Genomic DNA, 16,108 nt, shown 5'->3' with positions numbered 1-16,108 from the left:
GGCAAGATTCCCGCCGTCTGTTGCATTCCAGCCTTGGGGCGGCGCTGGCGTTTCAGCGGCGCCAGCGGCGCCCATCGGTGGCAATACCGAAATGCTGGGGCGTGCGGGCAAAGGAGGCAAGGCCGGCAAGGGCTGCCTGCGGGTGGGTGACGACGAAGGTCGGGATATGTTTCATCATCGCCTTATGGGGCGCCTTGTCTTCAAAGGCGGCCCGAAATTCCGGTCGCTTCAGGGCCGGCAGGATCTTTTGGGAAATGCCACCGGCCAGATAGACGCCGCCCTTTGCCATCATCACCAGCGCCATGTCGCCAGCCAGCCGTCCGAGATAGGTCACGAACAGCACCAGCGTTTCGGCGGCCTGCACATTGCTGCCGGAAAGGCCATGCGCCGTCACGTCGGCTGGAATGGACAGCACGGGCTCGACGCCATCGGCTGCGCACACGGCGCGGTAAAGATTGACGAGGCCGCGACCGCACAGGATCTGCTCGCCCGCAACACGCCCCTCGATGCGCTCGATATGCGGAAACACCTGGTAATCGCGGTCGCTGCGCGGGCCGATATCCACATGGCCACCTTCGCCGGGCACCGGAAACCACGTTTCCTGCGCATGGATGAGGCCGGCAACGCCAAGCCCGGTGCCAGGGCCCAGCACCACGCGAGAGGCAACCGGGGCCGAAGAAGCCGGACCAATCGGATCACGGTATTCTTCCGAAAGCGATGCGACGGCCAGCGCCTGCGCCTCGAAATCGTTGATGACAAGCACATCGGAAAAGCCCAGCTCGTCGATCAGCTGCTTCGGGCGCACCACCCAGTCGCAATTGGTCAGCGGAATTTCATCACCTTCGATGGGGCCGGCGATGGCAAGAATAGCCGATTTCGGCTGTTGCGCCGTCTTGTCGAGCACTTCGGCCTGGATCGCCGCATCGATCGTTGCGTAATCGGCGGTATGGATATTGGGAAACTGCTGCGGTTCGGCAAACACATCCGTCAGGATCCAGAAGCGCGCATTGGTGCCGCCGATATCGCCGATCAGGATCGGGAAGGCGGGCTTGTCACTGTCCTGAGGTCTTGCCATCAAAGGGCTCCGTCATCCGGGTGGGCGGGTCTTACTGGAAATCGATCAGCTTTTCGGCGGTCGCCCGGTTGAGCGCCATCGGAATGTCATAGACCGTGGCAAGGCGTGTCAGCGCTTTTACGTCCACGTCATGCGGCAGCGGCGTCAGCGGGTCGGTGAAGAAGATGAGCATGGAAACCTCGCCGGTCGCAATCAAGGCTCCGATCTGCTGGTCGCCGCCGAGCGGACCGCTTTTCAGCCGCGTCACGTCAAGGCTGGGCGCCGCCTCCAGCACGCGTCCGCCGGTTGTGCCGGTGGCGACGATGCGAAAGTTCGACAGCGCCGCTTCATGGCGCTTGGCAAACTGCGCCATCTCATCCTTTTTCTGATCATGTGCGATCAGGGCAATACAGGGTTTGTCCGGCACGCACATGTTCCTCGGATTTTGCTTAGCGGGCCGCGATTTCTATACCGAAGACGGGCCGGAAGGGAAGGGATTAAACCGTTTATATCGTTGCAAAGGCGCATCTCATCCCGCCGTCAGGGGCGGGGGCGCGGCATGGGAACGGTCTGCATATCATCAGGCACCCCGTCCATCTCAGAGGGCTCGGCAGGCGCATCGAAGGGAATAGCGTCCGCCGGCGCAGCCCGGTAGGCGGCAGCAGCCGAAGACGCCGGTGCCCCCAGAAGTGCAGCACAGGCTCTTGGCAGGTCAGACACCATGACCGGGCGCGGCGGCGGGGGCGGCTTGCGGTTCGGATCGGGCTTCGGTTTTGCCCAGGGTTCCTGGGTAAACCACCAGGCGAGCGACTTGTCGCAACCGTCGCCGTCGGCCACGGGCGCCTGCGGTTTGCAACTGGCGATGCCTGGCGGGCAGGCAAGCCGGATGTGGAAATGCTCGTCATGGCCGTACATCGGGCGCACCTTGCCCAGCGCCGAGCGGTCGCCCGTCCAGGCTTCGCAGAGCTTCCTCTTGATGGCCGGATTGACGAAGATGCGTTCCACCTGCGGATAACTTGCCGCGATCATGACGAGGCGGGCCGCCGTCGGTGTGAAGCGGCGTTCGTTGACGGTGAGGAACCGGGTTTTGTCCAGCATGGAGGTGAAGGGAATGGTTTCGCGCTGTTGCGGCGTCAGCCGTCTGGCGGGCATGGGCGTGAACCAGACATCGACATCAAGCCCGACCTGATGGGAGGCATGGCCTGATGCCATCGGCCCGCCGCGTGGCTGCGACATGTCGCCGACGAGGATGCCGTTGCCCCAGCCGATACGGGCGGCATCGTTCGACAGGCGCTCCAGCATCGAGATCGTCTGGGGCATGCCCCAGTGGCGGTTGCGCGACAGGCGCATTGCCTGCCAGTGCGGCCCGTCATCGGCAAGCGGAACGGCGCCGGAAATACAGCCCTTGGCATAGGAGCCGATCGGATAAGGAGGGCCAGCACTTGGCAACGCCACGGAGCCAAACGCCTGCTTTGCCGGCTGATCGGCCAGCGCGGCTGTATCGATCCCGGAGGTGATGAGGCCAAGCGTTGCAAGGCCTGTCATAAGAGCGGCCCGCCAGCGGGCAAAATCGGCAGTCAGCATCAATGTTCAAACACCTGGGAGATGGGGGCTTTGGCGTAAGTCTAGACTGATTTGCGCCAGCCGTTAATCCGTCGCATCACGATGAGGGCGCAAGCATGGCGCGGCGATAAAAAAGCTTGTGAGCAGGGCAGGCTGTATTTTGGCCGGGTTTTGCCTATCATTGTCAAACAAGAACAAACGACAAAGGGATCACCGCATGACGTTGGCACGCCTGAAAGCCGGTATTTTCATCCTTGCCTCAACGGTCCTGGCCGGCCAGCCGGGGCTGGCGCTTGCGCAGGAACCGGTCTGGCGCCATGCCGTCTCCGTTCTGGAGGCGCCCAAGCTTCCGGCGGATTTCAAACAACTGCCTTATGTCAACGCGGATGCGCCCAAGACCGGCGAACTGCGGCTCTCCGAAGAAGGCACGTTCGACAGTCTCAACCCGCTGGTCGATCGGGGCAATCCGGCTGTCGGCGTCGGCATCGTCTTCGATACGCTGATGAAGCAGTCGGAAGACGAGGTATCGGTGAGTTACGGCCTGCTTGCCGAAGCGCTGTCTTTTCCCGACGACATGTCCTCCGTCACCTTCCGGCTGCGGCCTGAGGCGAAATGGGCGGATGGTCAGCCGGTGACGCCTGACGACGTGATCTTCAGCTTCAATTCTGCCAAGGAAAACAGCACGCTGTTCGGCAGCTACTACCGGCATGTGGTGGCCGCCGAAAAGACCGGCGAGCGCGAGGTGACCTTCCGCTTCGACGAGAAGAACAACAAGGAATTGCCCTCCATCGTCGGTGATTTCCCGGTTCTGCCAAAACATTGGTGGGAGGGCAAGGATGGCGCCGGCAAGCCGCGCGACATTTCCCGCACCACGCTTGAGCCGCTGATGGGGTCTGGCCCTTACAAGATCGCCGCCGTGCAGCCGGGCTCGACCATTCGCTACGAACGGCGCGACGATTATTGGGCCAAGGACCTGCCGATCAATGTCGGCCAGAACAATTTCAAGGCAATCAGCTATACCTATTTTGCCGACCGCGACGTGGAGTTCGAGGCCTTTCGAGCCGGCACCATCGATTACCAGCAGGAAAACAGCTCCAGCCGCTGGGCGATCCGGTATGATTTTGCCGCCGTCAAGGACGGTCGGGTCATCCGCGAGGCGCTGTCCAATCCCTTCCGCGCCACCGGCATCATGCAGGCCATGGTGCCCAATATGCGCCGCGACCAGTTTAAGGATGCCCGGGTGCGCGAGGCGCTGAACTATGCATTCGATTTCGAGGACCTCAACAAGAACCTTGCCTATGGTGGGCTAAAGCGCGTCGACAGCTATTTCTGGGGCACCGAGCTTGCCTCCTCCGGCCTGCCCGAGGGGCGCGAGCTGGAAATCCTGAACGGTCTGAAGGACAAGGTGCCGGCTTCCGTCTTCACCACGCCCTTCACCAACCCTGTCGGCGGCGATCCGCAAAAAGTGCGCGACAATTTCCGCAAGGCGATCAGCCTCTTCAAGGATGCCGGCTGGGAGCTGAAGGGCAACCGGATGGTGAACGCAAAGACCGGCCAGCCGATGGCCTTCGAGATCCTGCTCAGCAGCGCCTCGCAGGAGCGCTCGGTGCTGCCTTATGTGGCAAGCCTCAAGAAGATCGGTGTGGAAGCGAGCATCCGCACTGTCGATTCCTCGCAATATGTCAACCGTGTCAGAAGCTTCGATTACGACGTGATCTGGGCGGTCTGGGCGCAGACCATGAACCCCGGCAACGAGCAGGCCAATTACTGGGGCTCCACCTCTGCCAACCAGCCGGGCTCGCGCAATTATGCCGGCATCGCCGATCCGGCGGTTGACGAGCTGATCCGCATGATCAATACCGCGCCCAATCGCGCGGAACAGGTGGCAGCGGTTCATGCGCTGGACCGGGTGCTGCTTGCCAACCATTTCGTCATGCCGCTGTTTTATTCCGGTGAGGCGAAGATCGCCTACTGGAACCGGATCACGCATCCGGACAAGCTGCCGGAATACGGCATCGGCTTCCCGACGATCTGGTGGTCCAAGGCTTCCCCGTAAAAACCTTGCGCCGGGGCATACGCCGGGTCCAAATGCGCTTTTATGCACTGATTCTCATGATCTCGAAGATGCAAAGGATGCACACGCCTTGATGCTGATCGACACCAGAGGCCGCCTTGCCGGCCGAAGCGGAAACGCCTGATGGGCGCCTATATCCTGCGCCGTCTTCTCCTGATGATCCCGACCATTGTCGGGATCATGGGCATTTCCTTTCTGGTCGTACAGTTTGCGCCCGGCGGCCCCGTGGAACAGGTGATTGCCCAGATCCAGGGCACCGATTCCGGTGACCGGCTATCGGGCGGTGGCGATTTCACGCAAAGCGGCGGCGGCGAGGAGTCGCGTTATCGCGGCGCCCAGGGGCTCGATCCGGATCTGATTGCCAAGCTCGAAAAGCAGTTCGGCTTCGACAAGCCGCCGCTGACCCGTTTCCTCGACATGATGTGGAACTACATCCGCTTCGACTTCGGCGAGAGCTTCTTTCGCAATACGCCTGTCATCGATCTCATCATCGACAAACTGCCAGTGTCTATCTCGCTTGGCGTCTGGATTCTGCTTGCCTCCTATGTGGTGTCGATCCCGCTTGGTATTCGCAAGGCGGTCAAGGACGGGTCCGCCTTCGACGTCTGGACCTCCGGCATCATCATCGTCGGTTATGCGGTGCCGAGCTTTCTCTTCGGCATCCTGCTGATCGTGGTGTTTGCAGGCGGTTCCTTCTTCGACTGGTTTCCGCTGCGCGGCCTCGTGTCGGATAATTTTGCCGACCTGTCCTGGTGGCAGAAGATCATCGACTATTTCTGGCACCTGACGCTGCCGCTCATCGCGCTGTCGCTATCGGCCTTTGCAACGACAACGCTGCTGACCAAAAATTCCTTCATCGACGAAATCAAGAAACAATATGTGGTGACGGCCCGCGCAAAAGGCCTGCCGGAGCGGCGGGTGCTTTACGGCCACGTGTTCCGCAATGCCATGCTGATCGTGATTGCCGGTTTTCCCGCCTCTTTCATCTCGGCCTTCTTCACCGGTTCGCTGCTGATCGAGAACATTTTTTCGCTCGATGGTCTCGGCCGTCTCGGTTATCTCGCCATCGTCAACCGCGATTATCCGATCGTCTTCGGCACGCTCTACATCTTCTCGCTGCTCGGCCTTGTCGTCGGGCTGGTGTCCGATCTCATCTACACCTGGATCGATCCGCGCATCGACTTTGAAAAGAGGGAAGTGTGATGAACGCTCCCGCCACCACATCATCGCTGGCGCCTGCCACGGACAAGCCGCCGCGCAAGGCCTTTTTGACGCCCACCAACCGGCGGCGCCTGCAGAATTTTCGCGCCAACCGCCGCGGTTATTGGTCGTTCTGGATCTTCATGGTGCTGTTCGGCCTGTCGCTCTCAGCCGAATTTGTCGCCAATGACCGGCCGATCCTCGTCTCCTACAAAGGCGAGATGCTGTTTCCGGTGGTCGTCAATTATCCGGAAGAAAAATTCGGCGGGTTTCTCGCCACCACCGATTATCGCTCCGCCTATATTCAGGAGGAGATCAACGCCAATGGCTGGATGATCTGGCCACCGATCCGTTATTCCTACCAGACGGTGAATTCCGAAATTCCGCATTCGGCGCCGACCGCACCCTTCTGGCTGATGGGGGCGGAAGAACGATGCAGCGGCTATCCGCAAGGCCCCTACGATCCCAACTGCACGCTCGGCAATCTCAACTGGCTCGGCACCGATGACCAGGCGCGTGATGTGACGGCGCGGCTGATCTACGGGTTTCGCATTTCGGTTCTGTTCGGGCTGGCGCTGACGGTCTGCTCGGCGCTGATCGGGGTTACAGCCGGCGCCATTCAGGGCTTTTTCGGCGGCTGGACGGATCTTCTCCTGCAGCGCTTCATCGAGATCTGGTCCTCGATGCCGGTGCTCTACATCCTGCTGATCATCGCCGCCATCCTGCCGCCCGGCTTCTTCGTGCTGCTCGGCATCATGCTGCTGTTCCAATGGGTGGGTTTTGTCGGTGTGGTGCGCGCCGAATTCCTGCGGGCCCGCAATTTCGAATATGTGCGCGCCGCGCGCGCGCTTGGCGTCGGCGACTGGACAATCATGTTCCGCCACCTTTTGCCGAACGCCATGGTGGCAACGCTCACCTTCATGCCGTTCATCCTGTCCGGCTCGATTGCAACGCTCACCTCGCTCGATTTCTTAGGCTTCGGTATGCCGCCGGGCTCGCCCTCACTTGGGGAAATGATCGCGCAGGGCAAGAACAACCTCCAGGCACCCTGGCTCGGGCTCACCGCCTTCTTCACCATGTCGATCATGCTGTCGCTGCTGATCTTCATCGGCGAGGCCGTGCGCGATGCGTTTGACCCGCGAAAGACCTTCCGGTGAGGCGCATCGTCTTTGCCCGTGCTTTGTGGCATGATCGCCGGACAAGCCTTGGAAGAGGGACGCCATGAACAAGATCGTGCGTGAGCATTATCCCGTGGAAAACCTGCCGGAAGACCTGCGCGAGGGGCTTCAGGCGGGGGCTACCGTGCGCGTGGTGTTGGAGGTGGAAGACGTTGGGATCGCACAGCCCTTGATGAGTTTCGAGGAATCCATGCGCCTCATCAACGACTACAGGCGCGACAATCCGGAGCGTGTCTCGGCTGAAGATGCCGTGCAACGCGTCCGCGACCTGCGTGACGAATGGGATGACCGATGACGGTGGATCACCGTCTCTATCTCGATACCAATGCGCTGATCCTTCTGAACGAAGGTGAAGGTGCTGCAAGACGTGTGCTGGAACAGATCGTCACGGCGGCGGCGTCAAGGCCCGCGCCGCTTTTGATGACCAGCGCGCTCACCCTGTCGGAGCTTCTGGTCAAGCCATACCGTGATGGACAGATACAGCTGATCACTGCCTATCGATCCTGGTTTGGCGGTCTCTCGTGGCTCGACATTCTCCCCGTATCGCATGACGTTCTTGATCTCGCGTCCTTGCTGCGAGCCACGCGGCCGGGCCTGAAACTGCCGGATGGTATCCAGTTGGCGACCGCTCTCATCGCTGGAGTGAGCTGTTTCGTCAGTGCCGACAAAGGCCTCCACGCGGTCGAACAGATTTTTCATCCCTTGCTCGGGCGTCTGCCCTATTCGCCGCTCACCATCCTGCGCCCCGACGAACCCTCTCTGTCCGCCCTTCTAGAAAGCATATCCGCATGACAAAGCCGCTTCTTTCCGTGCGTGACCTGTCGGTCGCCTTCCATCAGGGGGGCGCGCAGTCGCTGGCGGTCGATCGGGTCTCGTTCGATATCGCGCCGGGCGAGGTGATGGCGCTGGTGGGGGAATCCGGGTCCGGCAAGTCGGTCACGGCAAGCTCGGTGCTGCAGCTTCTGCCCTATCCATCGGCCAGCCATCCCTCAGGCGAAATCCTGTTCGAGGGGCGCGATCTCCTGAAGGCGTCCGAGCAGGAGTTGCGGGCGGTGCGCGGCAACGATATCACCATGATTTTCCAAGAGCCGATGACCTCGCTCAACCCGCTGCACACGATCGAAAAGCAGGTGTCGGAAATCCTCGAACTGCACCAGGCGCTGACCGGGGCGGCGGCGCGAACGCAGGTGCTGGAGCTGTTGAACCAGGTGGGTATCCGCGAGCCGGAAAAACGGCTGAAAGCTTATCCGCACGAACTCTCCGGCGGCCAGCGCCAGCGCGTGATGATTGCCATGGCGCTTGCCAACCGGCCAAAGCTTTTGATCGCTGACGAGCCGACCACAGCGCTCGACGTGACGGTACAGGCGCAGATCCTGGAGCTTCTGAAACGGCTGCAGGTGGAATATGGCATGTCCATCCTGTTCATCACCCATGACCTCGGCATCGTCCGGCGCTTTGCAGATCGGGTCTGCGTGATGACGAAGGGCGAAATCGTTGAGCGCGGCACGGTTGAAGAGGTGTTCGAGCGCCCGCAGCATGCCTATACGCGCCATCTTCTGGCATCCGAGCCGCGCGGCGAACCGCCACTTGCCGATCCCTCCCGCCCCGTCGTGATGGAAGGGCGAGATGTAAAGGTGTGGTTTCCCATCAAGGCGGGTTTCCTGCGCCGCGTGGTGGATCATGTGAAGGCCGTCGATGGCATCGATGTGACGCTGCGGGCCGGCGAAACCGTCGGCATTGTCGGCGAATCCGGCTCCGGCAAGACGACACTCGGGCTGGCGCTTGCCCGCCTCATCTCGTCCAGCGGCAAGATCAGCTTCGTCGGCAGCGATATCGGCGCCTATTCCTTCAGCGAGATGCGACCGCTGCGCGACAAGCTGCAGGTGGTGTTTCAGGATCCCTACGGGTCACTGTCGCCGCGGATGTCGGTGGGAGATATCATCGCCGAGGGGCTGACGGTTCACCAGCCGAAAATGACGGCGGATGAGCGGGACCGGCAGGTGGCCTGGTCGCTGGAAGAGGTGGGGCTCGATCCGGCCACCCGCTGGCGTTACCCGCATGAATTTTCCGGTGGCCAGCGGCAGCGCATCGCCATCGCTCGCGCCATGGTGCTGAAGCCGCGCTTCGTCATGCTGGACGAGCCGACGTCTGCGCTCGACATGACGGTGCAGGCGCAGGTGGTGGATCTGTTGCGTGACCTGCAGAAGAAACATGATCTCGCCTATCTCTTCATCAGCCACGACCTGAAGGTGGTCAAGGCGCTTGCCAACCACGTCATCGTCATGCGCGCCGGCAAGGTGATGGAGGAGGGACCATCGCGGCAGATTTTTGAGGCGCCTCAGAACGAATACACTCGTGCGCTCCTGGCGGCGGCCTTCAATCTGAAGGCGGTGGAAGCAGCACACCTCCAGCAATAACGCCGGGTTCTCAGGCGTTACAGCCAGAGCTTGGAACAAAGCTGCCGGCGACTCGTTGCCTTTTCACAACAACCACCGGGTGCTTTCACCCTGCGGAACCTGAAAAGGACTACGCGCATGAACAACCGCATCGATCCCAACGATACTCGCTCCGATCCGCTGACCGACGCTCCGCCGGCGCATCTGCAGGACCCGAATTTTACCCGAAGTGCAACGCGCCCGGTGGAGCAGTCTCCCGTTGAACAACCGATGAGCCCGACAGAGGCGCGCCAGGGAAGCACCGGCCGCCCGGTTCTGATGGTTCTGATCGCGGGCCTCGTGCTGGCCATGCTCGCCTGGGGCGGATCGGAATGGTGGGGCCAATCGACCGAACCGCCGGCCGAGCAGACGGCAACGCCGCCGGCTGGGGATACGACGCCGGCCAATCCCGCAACGCAGCCTCCTTCCACGCCGTAAGGCTTCAACCGGTTGCCGCGGCGAAAGCTGCGGCACCCGATGCCTCCTGCCTCTGGCCCCGCTGCGCAAGCTCTGGAAGCTTGCATTGCCCTGCCTGCCTTTTCTCCGTCCCTGCGGCGGCGTTTGCGCATTAGGCAGTGGACTTTGCCTTGCGTTTTTTCGATAACGTCGCCGGAGGTTTTCAACGGATGCCTTCACCCTTCGACGCAATGCAGGGCCCGCTCCCCGGGAGGAGCGCTGGGCAGAGGCAGCCATGACAACGAAGACCGATATCGCCAAGCGTGTCTATAACCATACGTGGAAGCTCGACCCCATCATCCGCAGCCTCATCGATACGGATTTTTACAAGCTGTTGATGTTGCAGATGATCTGGAAACTCTATCCGACCACGGATGTGACCTTTTCCGTCATCAATCGCACCAAACGGGTGCGTCTTGCCGATGAAATCGACGAGATGGAACTGCGCGAGCAGCTCGATCATGCCCGTGAAGTTAAGCTTTCCAAGAAGGAAATGATCTGGCTTGCCGGCAACAGCTTTTACGGCAAGGCGCAGATCTTCGAGCCGGAGTTTCTGGCCTGGCTTGCCAATTACCGGCTGCCGGAATACGAGCTTTCCAAGCGCGACGGCCAGTATGAGCTGACCTTCCACGGCCGCTGGATGGATACGACGCTCTGGGAAATTCCAGCCCTTGCCATCATCAACGAGCTTCGCTCGCGCGCGGCCATGCGCTCGCTTGGGCCCTTCACGCTCGATGTGCTTTATGCCCGCGCCAAGGCCAAGATGTGGGAAAAGGTGGAGCGCCTGCAGACGCTGCCGGGTCTTCGCATCTCCGATTTCGGCACCCGCCGTCGCCACAGCTTTTTGTGGCAGCGCTGGTGCGTAGAGGCGCTGAAGGAAGGCGTCGGCTCCGGTTTTACCGGCACCAGCAATGTGCTTCTGGCAATGGATTCCGATCTGGAAGCCGTCGGCACCAATGCGCACGAACTGCCGATGGTGCTGGCCGCTCTTGCCAATACCGACGCGGAACTGCGTGCCGCTCCCTATCAGGTGCTTAAAGACTGGAACCGGCTTTACGGCGGCAACCTTTTGATCGTGCTGCCCGATGCCTTTGGAACTGCATCCTTCCTGCGCGATGCGCCGGAATGGGTGGCAGATTGGACCGGTTTTCGCCCCGACAGCGCGCCGCCCATCGAAGGTGGCGAAAAGATCATTGCCTGGTGGGAGAAAATGGGGCGCGATCCCAAGCAGAAACTGCTGATCTTTTCCGATGGCCTCGATGTCGATGCCATCATTGACACCCATCGGCATTTCGAAGGCCGCGTGCGCATGAGCTTCGGTTGGGGAACTAACCTCACCAATGATTTCGCCGGCTGCGCGCCAAGCGAAATCGATGGCTTGAAGCCGATTTCCGTGGTGTGCAAGATCAGCGAAGCGAATGGCCGCCCGGCCGTCAAACTGTCTGACAATCCGCAGAAAGCCACCGGCGAACCGGAAGAAGTGCAGCGTTACCTGCGCTTTTTCGGTCAGGAAGATCGCGTCGAGCAGGCGGTCCTCGTCTGAGGCCTTTTCGGCCTTCTGGCGTGATCTCTCGATCACCATGAAAAACAGGCCCGCCTTGCAGCGAGCCTGCTTTTGCCGATAACATCTTGCTCGGATCAGTCGATGATCTGGACGACGGTGTGCGTCTTCGGATCGACGATGACGCGCTGCTCGTTGACGACAGCGTAGGAATACTGGCGATGCTCGGGAACCGGCGTCAGCACGACCGTTTCCGGAATGGGTTCCCCCACAACGATCTGGCGCTCGACCACAACAGGCGCCGGGGCCGGCTGCTGGCGCACATAGGTCACGACTTCGGCCGGCGGCGGATCGATGGCGGTGCCAAGGGCAGCGCCCGCAATGCCACCCACGGCAGCGCCTATCGGGCCACCGACAATGGCGCCGGTGATGGCACCGCCGGCGGCACCCGTCGTCGTGCCGTCCTGAGCGGAGGCGGCGGTGGCAAGGCCTGCCGCCAGAAGCGTGGCGGAGGCGAGAATGAACTTGCGCATGGTTGTTTCCTCTTCCTGTGATGTTGCTGGGGCGTCAATTCACGAGCCTTGAAAACGTTCCGCTTTTAGCGTTCACCTCCGGAAAAGGTTTGTCACATGCCGTGAGATTCCATGGCGCTGGACCGCACCCAACCTATTCAAACTAAGACAACTGTTGACAGTGTAGTCAAATGTTTTAAATGAGGAGGAAAGCCAGCAGGGGAAAGCGACATGGACGAACTGGGAGTGCAGGAAGCCGCCGTGCTTGCCCTCATCAAGGACAATCCCTTTGTCGGCCAGCAGGAAATTGCAGACGCCCTTGGGCTTGCCCGTTCCACGGTGGCCGCGCATATCGCGCAACTGGTTCAGAAGGGTTATCTGCTCGGGCGCGGCTATATGCTTCCGGAGCCGCGCCGGGCGGTGCTGGTCGGGGGCTCCGTGTTTGATCGCAAATATCGGGCGCGCCAGGCCATTGTTCTGGAAACCTCTAATCCCGTTGATGGCATGCGCAGCTTTGGCGGTGTCGCGCGCAATGTGGCGGAAAACCTGTCGCTCCTCGAAACGCCCACCAGCTTCATGTCCATCATCGGCAATGACGAGACGGGAGCCGCGCTTCTCGCGCATCTGCGCGACCGCGGCATTGATGTCAGCCAGGTGGTGGTCACGGACGAAAAACCGACGGCCGAATATGCTGCCATTCTCGATCCGGCCGGCGATCTGGTCGTGGGTTTGGCTGATATGGGGATTTTCGATCTCTTCCAGCCCGGCCATATCGATCGCGCCTGGTCGCATCTGGCCTCCGCAAGCCTTGTCTTTGCCGATTGCAACCTGCCGGCAGAGACGCTGCACCACCTCATTCAGCGCCGCCGCAGCGCCCGGTTTCGGCTGGCAATCGATGCGGTCTCCACCCACAAGGTCATGCGCCTGCCGCAGGACCTGTCGGGCATCGACCTGTTGTTCATGAATATCGATGAGGCGAATGCATGCCTGTCTCGCCATGGCGCAGAAGATCTGCAGGATGCGGCCGAGGCAGCCCGTCTGCTGCGGCAGGCCGGTGCCGGCGAGGCGGTCGTTACCATGGGCGCGCGCGGCATTGCGGTTGCAGGCCCCGATGGGGTTCGCACTGCAACCGCCGTGCCGGCAAATCCGCGCGACATGACCGGGGCCGGCGATGCAATGATTGCCGGCACCCTGCATGGCCTGATGGCCGGTGAGGACAGTTTTGCCGCCGCCCGCATCGGCGCTCTCTTGGGCGCGCTCACCACCGAAAGCGCCGCAAGCGTTCACCCAGACCTTTCACCGCGCTTCCTTGAGGCGAACATGCACCGGCTTGCCGAGCACAAAGGATAATCTCATGACCCTTCTTCAGCCGAAACTCAGCCGCGAGGTTGCCGAAGCCATCCGCGCCGGTGGCCCGGTCGTGGCGCTCGAATCCACCATCATCACCCACGGCATGCCGTATCCGGCAAACCTCGAGACCGCGCTTGCCGTGGAAGCCGTGGTGCGTGAAAACGGCGCCGTGCCCGCCACCATCGCCGTCATCGATGGGCAATTGCGCGCCGGCCTCGAGCACGCCGAACTGGAAGCGCTGGCAAAGGCGCAAGGCGTTGTCAAAGCCTCCGGCCGGGATCTTGCCGTTGCCATGGTGCGCAAAGCCTCTGCCGGCACCACGGTGTCCGCGACCATGCTGCTTGCCGATCTCGCCGGCATCGACATCTTTGCGACCGGCGGCGTCGGTGGCGTCCATCGCGGCGCCGAGCAGACGTTTGATATTTCCGCTGACCTCACCGAACTTGGCCGCACGAAGACCGCCGTCGTTTGCGCCGGCGTTAAGTCCATCCTCGATATCGCAAAAACGCTCGAATATCTGGAAACCCAGCGCGTGCCGGTTATTGCCTATGGCACGGATGCGTTTCCGGCCTTCTTCACCCGCGAAAGCGGCTACAAGGCCGACCACCGCCTCGATACGGCAGAAGAGATTGCTGAGGCGATGCATCTCCACCACCGTCTCGGCACCGGCACGGGCCTCTTGATCGCCAACCCGATCCCTGAAACGGCTGCCCTCTCGCCCGATTTCATCGACGGCACGATTGCCGACGCCGTGCGCGAGGCCGAAGAACGCGGCATCGGCCGCAAGGACCTGACGCCCTTCCTGCTCGGTCGCATCAACGAATTGTCCAAGGGCGAAAGCCTGAAGGCCAATATCGCGCTGGTCAAAAACAACGCAGCACTCGCCGCCCGCATGGCGGTTGCCTATGCGGCGCTGAAGAAGAGCCATTGATCAGAAATGGGAGGAAGCGGCGTTGCCGCTTCCTCTTGAATTGTTCCCATTTTGGGAATATGCTCTCTCATGCAGATCATCGCGAAATCCCGGCTGAGAGATTTTTGGGATAAGCATCCCCAGGCGCGAAAGCCTCTGTCTGAATGGTATCGGCTGGTCAATGCGGCCGGCTGGGAAACGCCGTCGGATGTGAAAGCCCTGTTTGGCGCGGCGGTGGATTTCGTGGGCGACAATCGCATCATCTTCGACATCGCCGGCACCACATACCGGCTTGTCGTGCATGTGGCCTATCCCTACCAGCGCGTGCTGATCAAGTTCGTCGGCAGCCATGCGGATTATGACCGGATCAACGTGGAGACCATCTCATGAAGGACGTGAGGCCGATCAGAACCGCGGCAGATCTTGAATGGGCTCTTGCCGAGGTGGAACCCTATTTTGACCATCCGCCGCAGCCGAACTCGCCGGAGGCTGACCGGTTCGACATTCTTTCAGACCTCATCGAGGCTTACGAGAACCGGACGGTGGACATGCCATCGGCCGATCCCATTGATGTCCTCAGCTTCTACATGCAGACGACAGGGCGCACGCAGTCCGATCTCGCCGAACTTCTGGGGTCGCGGTCGCGCGCGTCCGAGGTGCTCCGCCGCAAGAGGGCGCTGACGCTCGACATGATCAACCGCATCCGGCAGGAATGGCATATCCCTGCCGATAGCCTCATTGCGCCTTACGCCCTCGTCGCCTGAAGTTTACGCCTTGGCCGGCAGCCGGGCCAGGCGCTCCGTCAGCAACGCGTAAAAACCGTCAGCATCCACGTCGCGCACAAAAAATGCGTTTTTCGGGCGCTGCGTGACACCCCACCAGTCGGCCACCGTCATGCCCTTGGTGAGTTCCGATGTGGTCTCGATCTCCACATTGCAGAGGCGGCCGGAATAAAGTTCCGGCTTCAGCAGGTAGGCGATCACGTTCGGGTCGTGCAGCGGGCCACCATCGGTGCCGTATTTCGCCTCGTCGAAGCGCTCGAAGAATTCCAGCCAGCCGGTGACGGCATCGGCAAGCGGCGTGCCGAGTGCCTTGATGGCGGCGACACGCTTGGCCGTGGTCAGCACCTGATGGGTTACGTCGAGCGGCATCATCACGATGGGCGCGCCTGACGACAGCACGATGCGGGCCGCTTCCGGATCGACAAAGATGTTGAACTCGGCAGCCGGTGTCACATTGCCGCCCTCGAACAGGCCGCCGCCCATCAGCACCACGCTTTTAATGCGGGTTGCGAGTGCAGGCTCCCGCGAAAGAGCGGTGGCAAGGTTGGTCATCGGACCAAGCGTGCAGACAGTGATGGTGCCCGGTTCGTGCGCCATCAGCGTTTCGATGATGAAGTCGACGCCGTGTTGCGCTTCGAGCGGCATGGTGGGTTCGGGCAGATCGGCGCCGTCCATGCCGGTTGCGCCATGCACATATTCGGCGGTGAACAGGCTGCCCTGCATGGGGCCTTCGCAGCCGGCAAAGACGCGGATATCGCGACGGCCGGCAAGTTCGCAGACCTTGCGGATATTCTTGGACGTGAGCGCTACCGGCACATTACCGGCCGCAGCCGTGATCCCCAGCACCTCCAGTTCCGGGCTTGCGAGCGCCAGAAGAATGGCCAGCGCATCGTCCTGGCCGGGGTCCGTATCGATAATGATCTTCTGGGGCATGGTATCTCTTTTCCGACTGCTGGGAAATTTTTAGGGCGTTCGTGATGGCTCAAGGATTTGCCACGTCGCGCCGGTCCGGGCAAGCCGGCTACAATCTCGTAGACGATCAGGCGCCACAGAACCAAATGGTCGGCGGCACGTAGTGAGAGATAAACGGAGG

17 protein-coding genes are annotated in these 16,108 nt (G+C 61.3%); 12 read left to right on the top strand and 5 right to left on the bottom strand.

The window, feature by feature from the left end:
* Window positions 1-52 precede the first annotated feature (52 nt).
* The 3 genes from AC4CWF_RS17795 to mepA all read right to left on the bottom strand — a co-directional run bounded on the left by AC4CWF_RS17795 (window position 53) and on the right by mepA (window position 2,638).
* Window positions 53-1,075, bottom strand: coding sequence for a glucokinase (locus tag AC4CWF_RS17795; protein WP_491282956.1), 1,023 nt, complete (start codon window positions 1,073-1,075; stop codon window positions 53-55).
* Between the two features lie 31 nt (window positions 1,076-1,106).
* The gene (locus tag AC4CWF_RS17790) at window positions 1,107-1,427 is read right to left on the bottom strand and encodes a methylglyoxal synthase (RefSeq protein ID WP_491285481.1); all 321 of its coding nucleotides are present in this window, start codon (window positions 1,425-1,427) and stop codon (window positions 1,107-1,109) included.
* A gap of 167 nt (window positions 1,428-1,594) precedes the next feature.
* Window positions 1,595-2,638, bottom strand: coding sequence for a penicillin-insensitive murein endopeptidase (gene mepA, locus AC4CWF_RS17785; RefSeq protein ID WP_491282955.1), 1,044 nt, complete (start codon window positions 2,636-2,638; stop codon window positions 1,595-1,597).
* Between the two features lie 196 nt (window positions 2,639-2,834).
* On the opposite strand from mepA, the gene AC4CWF_RS17780 reads away from it, so the two are divergent.
* The 8 genes from AC4CWF_RS17780 to pncB all read left to right on the top strand — a co-directional run bounded on the left by AC4CWF_RS17780 (window position 2,835) and on the right by pncB (window position 11,503).
* Window positions 2,835-4,673 carry an extracellular solute-binding protein gene (locus AC4CWF_RS17780; protein WP_491282954.1) on the top strand — a complete coding sequence of 613 codons (1,839 nt, stop codon included), beginning with the start codon at window positions 2,835-2,837 and terminating at the stop codon, window positions 4,671-4,673.
* 141 nt (window positions 4,674-4,814) lie between these two features.
* Window positions 4,815-5,894 carry a microcin C ABC transporter permease YejB gene (locus AC4CWF_RS17775; protein ID WP_491282953.1) on the top strand — a complete coding sequence of 360 codons (1,080 nt, stop codon included), beginning with the start codon at window positions 4,815-4,817 and terminating at the stop codon, window positions 5,892-5,894.
* Window positions 5,894-7,048: an ABC transporter permease gene (locus AC4CWF_RS17770; protein WP_491282952.1), complete on the top strand. Its 1,155-nt coding sequence runs from the start codon at window positions 5,894-5,896 to the stop codon at window positions 7,046-7,048. The genes AC4CWF_RS17775 and AC4CWF_RS17770 overlap by 1 nt, the downstream gene beginning before the upstream one ends.
* A 64-nt stretch (window positions 7,049-7,112) precedes the next feature.
* Window positions 7,113-7,364, top strand: coding sequence for a hypothetical protein (locus AC4CWF_RS17765; protein WP_491282951.1), 252 nt, complete (start codon window positions 7,113-7,115; stop codon window positions 7,362-7,364).
* Window positions 7,361-7,861, top strand: a complete 501-nt coding sequence (locus tag AC4CWF_RS17760; protein ID WP_491282950.1) for a type II toxin-antitoxin system VapC family toxin — start codon at window positions 7,361-7,363, stop codon at window positions 7,859-7,861. The genes AC4CWF_RS17765 and AC4CWF_RS17760 overlap by 4 nt, the downstream gene beginning before the upstream one ends.
* A complete protein-coding gene (locus tag AC4CWF_RS17755; protein WP_491282949.1) occupies window positions 7,858-9,486 on the top strand; it encodes an ABC transporter ATP-binding protein in 1,629 nt (542 codons plus the stop codon). The genes AC4CWF_RS17760 and AC4CWF_RS17755 overlap by 4 nt, the downstream gene beginning before the upstream one ends.
* A 117-nt stretch (window positions 9,487-9,603) precedes the next feature.
* Entirely contained in the window at window positions 9,604-9,942 is a 339-nt protein-coding gene (locus tag AC4CWF_RS17750) for a hypothetical protein (RefSeq protein WP_491282948.1), read from the top strand.
* 253 nt (window positions 9,943-10,195) lie between these two features.
* A complete protein-coding gene (pncB, locus tag AC4CWF_RS17745; protein ID WP_491282947.1) occupies window positions 10,196-11,503 on the top strand; it encodes a nicotinate phosphoribosyltransferase in 1,308 nt (435 codons plus the stop codon).
* Between the two features lie 95 nt (window positions 11,504-11,598).
* Here the strand turns inward: pncB and AC4CWF_RS17740 are convergent, their stop codons facing one another.
* Window positions 11,599-11,994, bottom strand: a complete 396-nt coding sequence (locus AC4CWF_RS17740; RefSeq protein WP_491282946.1) for a DUF1236 domain-containing protein — start codon at window positions 11,992-11,994, stop codon at window positions 11,599-11,601.
* A 210-nt stretch (window positions 11,995-12,204) separates the two neighbouring features.
* Here AC4CWF_RS17740 and AC4CWF_RS17735 point away from each other — a divergent pair, with 210 nt between their 5' ends.
* The 4 genes from AC4CWF_RS17735 to AC4CWF_RS17720 all read left to right on the top strand — a co-directional run bounded on the left by AC4CWF_RS17735 (window position 12,205) and on the right by AC4CWF_RS17720 (window position 14,997).
* Window positions 12,205-13,323, top strand: a complete 1,119-nt coding sequence (locus tag AC4CWF_RS17735; RefSeq protein WP_491282945.1) for a carbohydrate kinase — start codon at window positions 12,205-12,207, stop codon at window positions 13,321-13,323.
* A gap of 4 nt (window positions 13,324-13,327) precedes the next feature.
* Entirely contained in the window at window positions 13,328-14,254 is a 927-nt protein-coding gene (locus AC4CWF_RS17730; protein WP_491282944.1) for a pseudouridine-5'-phosphate glycosidase, read from the top strand.
* A 69-nt stretch (window positions 14,255-14,323) separates the two neighbouring features.
* Entirely contained in the window at window positions 14,324-14,623 is a 300-nt protein-coding gene (locus AC4CWF_RS17725) for a type II toxin-antitoxin system HigB family toxin (RefSeq protein WP_491282943.1), read from the top strand.
* On the top strand, window positions 14,620-14,997 hold the full coding sequence (locus tag AC4CWF_RS17720) for a helix-turn-helix domain-containing protein (protein ID WP_491282942.1): 378 nt from the start codon (window positions 14,620-14,622) through the stop codon (window positions 14,995-14,997). The genes AC4CWF_RS17725 and AC4CWF_RS17720 overlap by 4 nt, the downstream gene beginning before the upstream one ends.
* 3 nt (window positions 14,998-15,000) lie before the next feature.
* Here AC4CWF_RS17720 and AC4CWF_RS17715 read toward each other — a convergent pair whose 3' ends face one another.
* A complete protein-coding gene (locus AC4CWF_RS17715) occupies window positions 15,001-15,948 on the bottom strand; it encodes a nucleoside hydrolase (RefSeq protein WP_491282941.1) in 948 nt (315 codons plus the stop codon).
* Window positions 15,949-16,108: the final 160 nt, after the last annotated feature.

It is taken from the genome of Neorhizobium sp. PAMB6630, assembly GCF_058242775.1.
The sequence above is the reverse complement of the archived record's forward strand: the minus strand, read 5'-3'. Positions and strand labels throughout refer to the sequence as shown.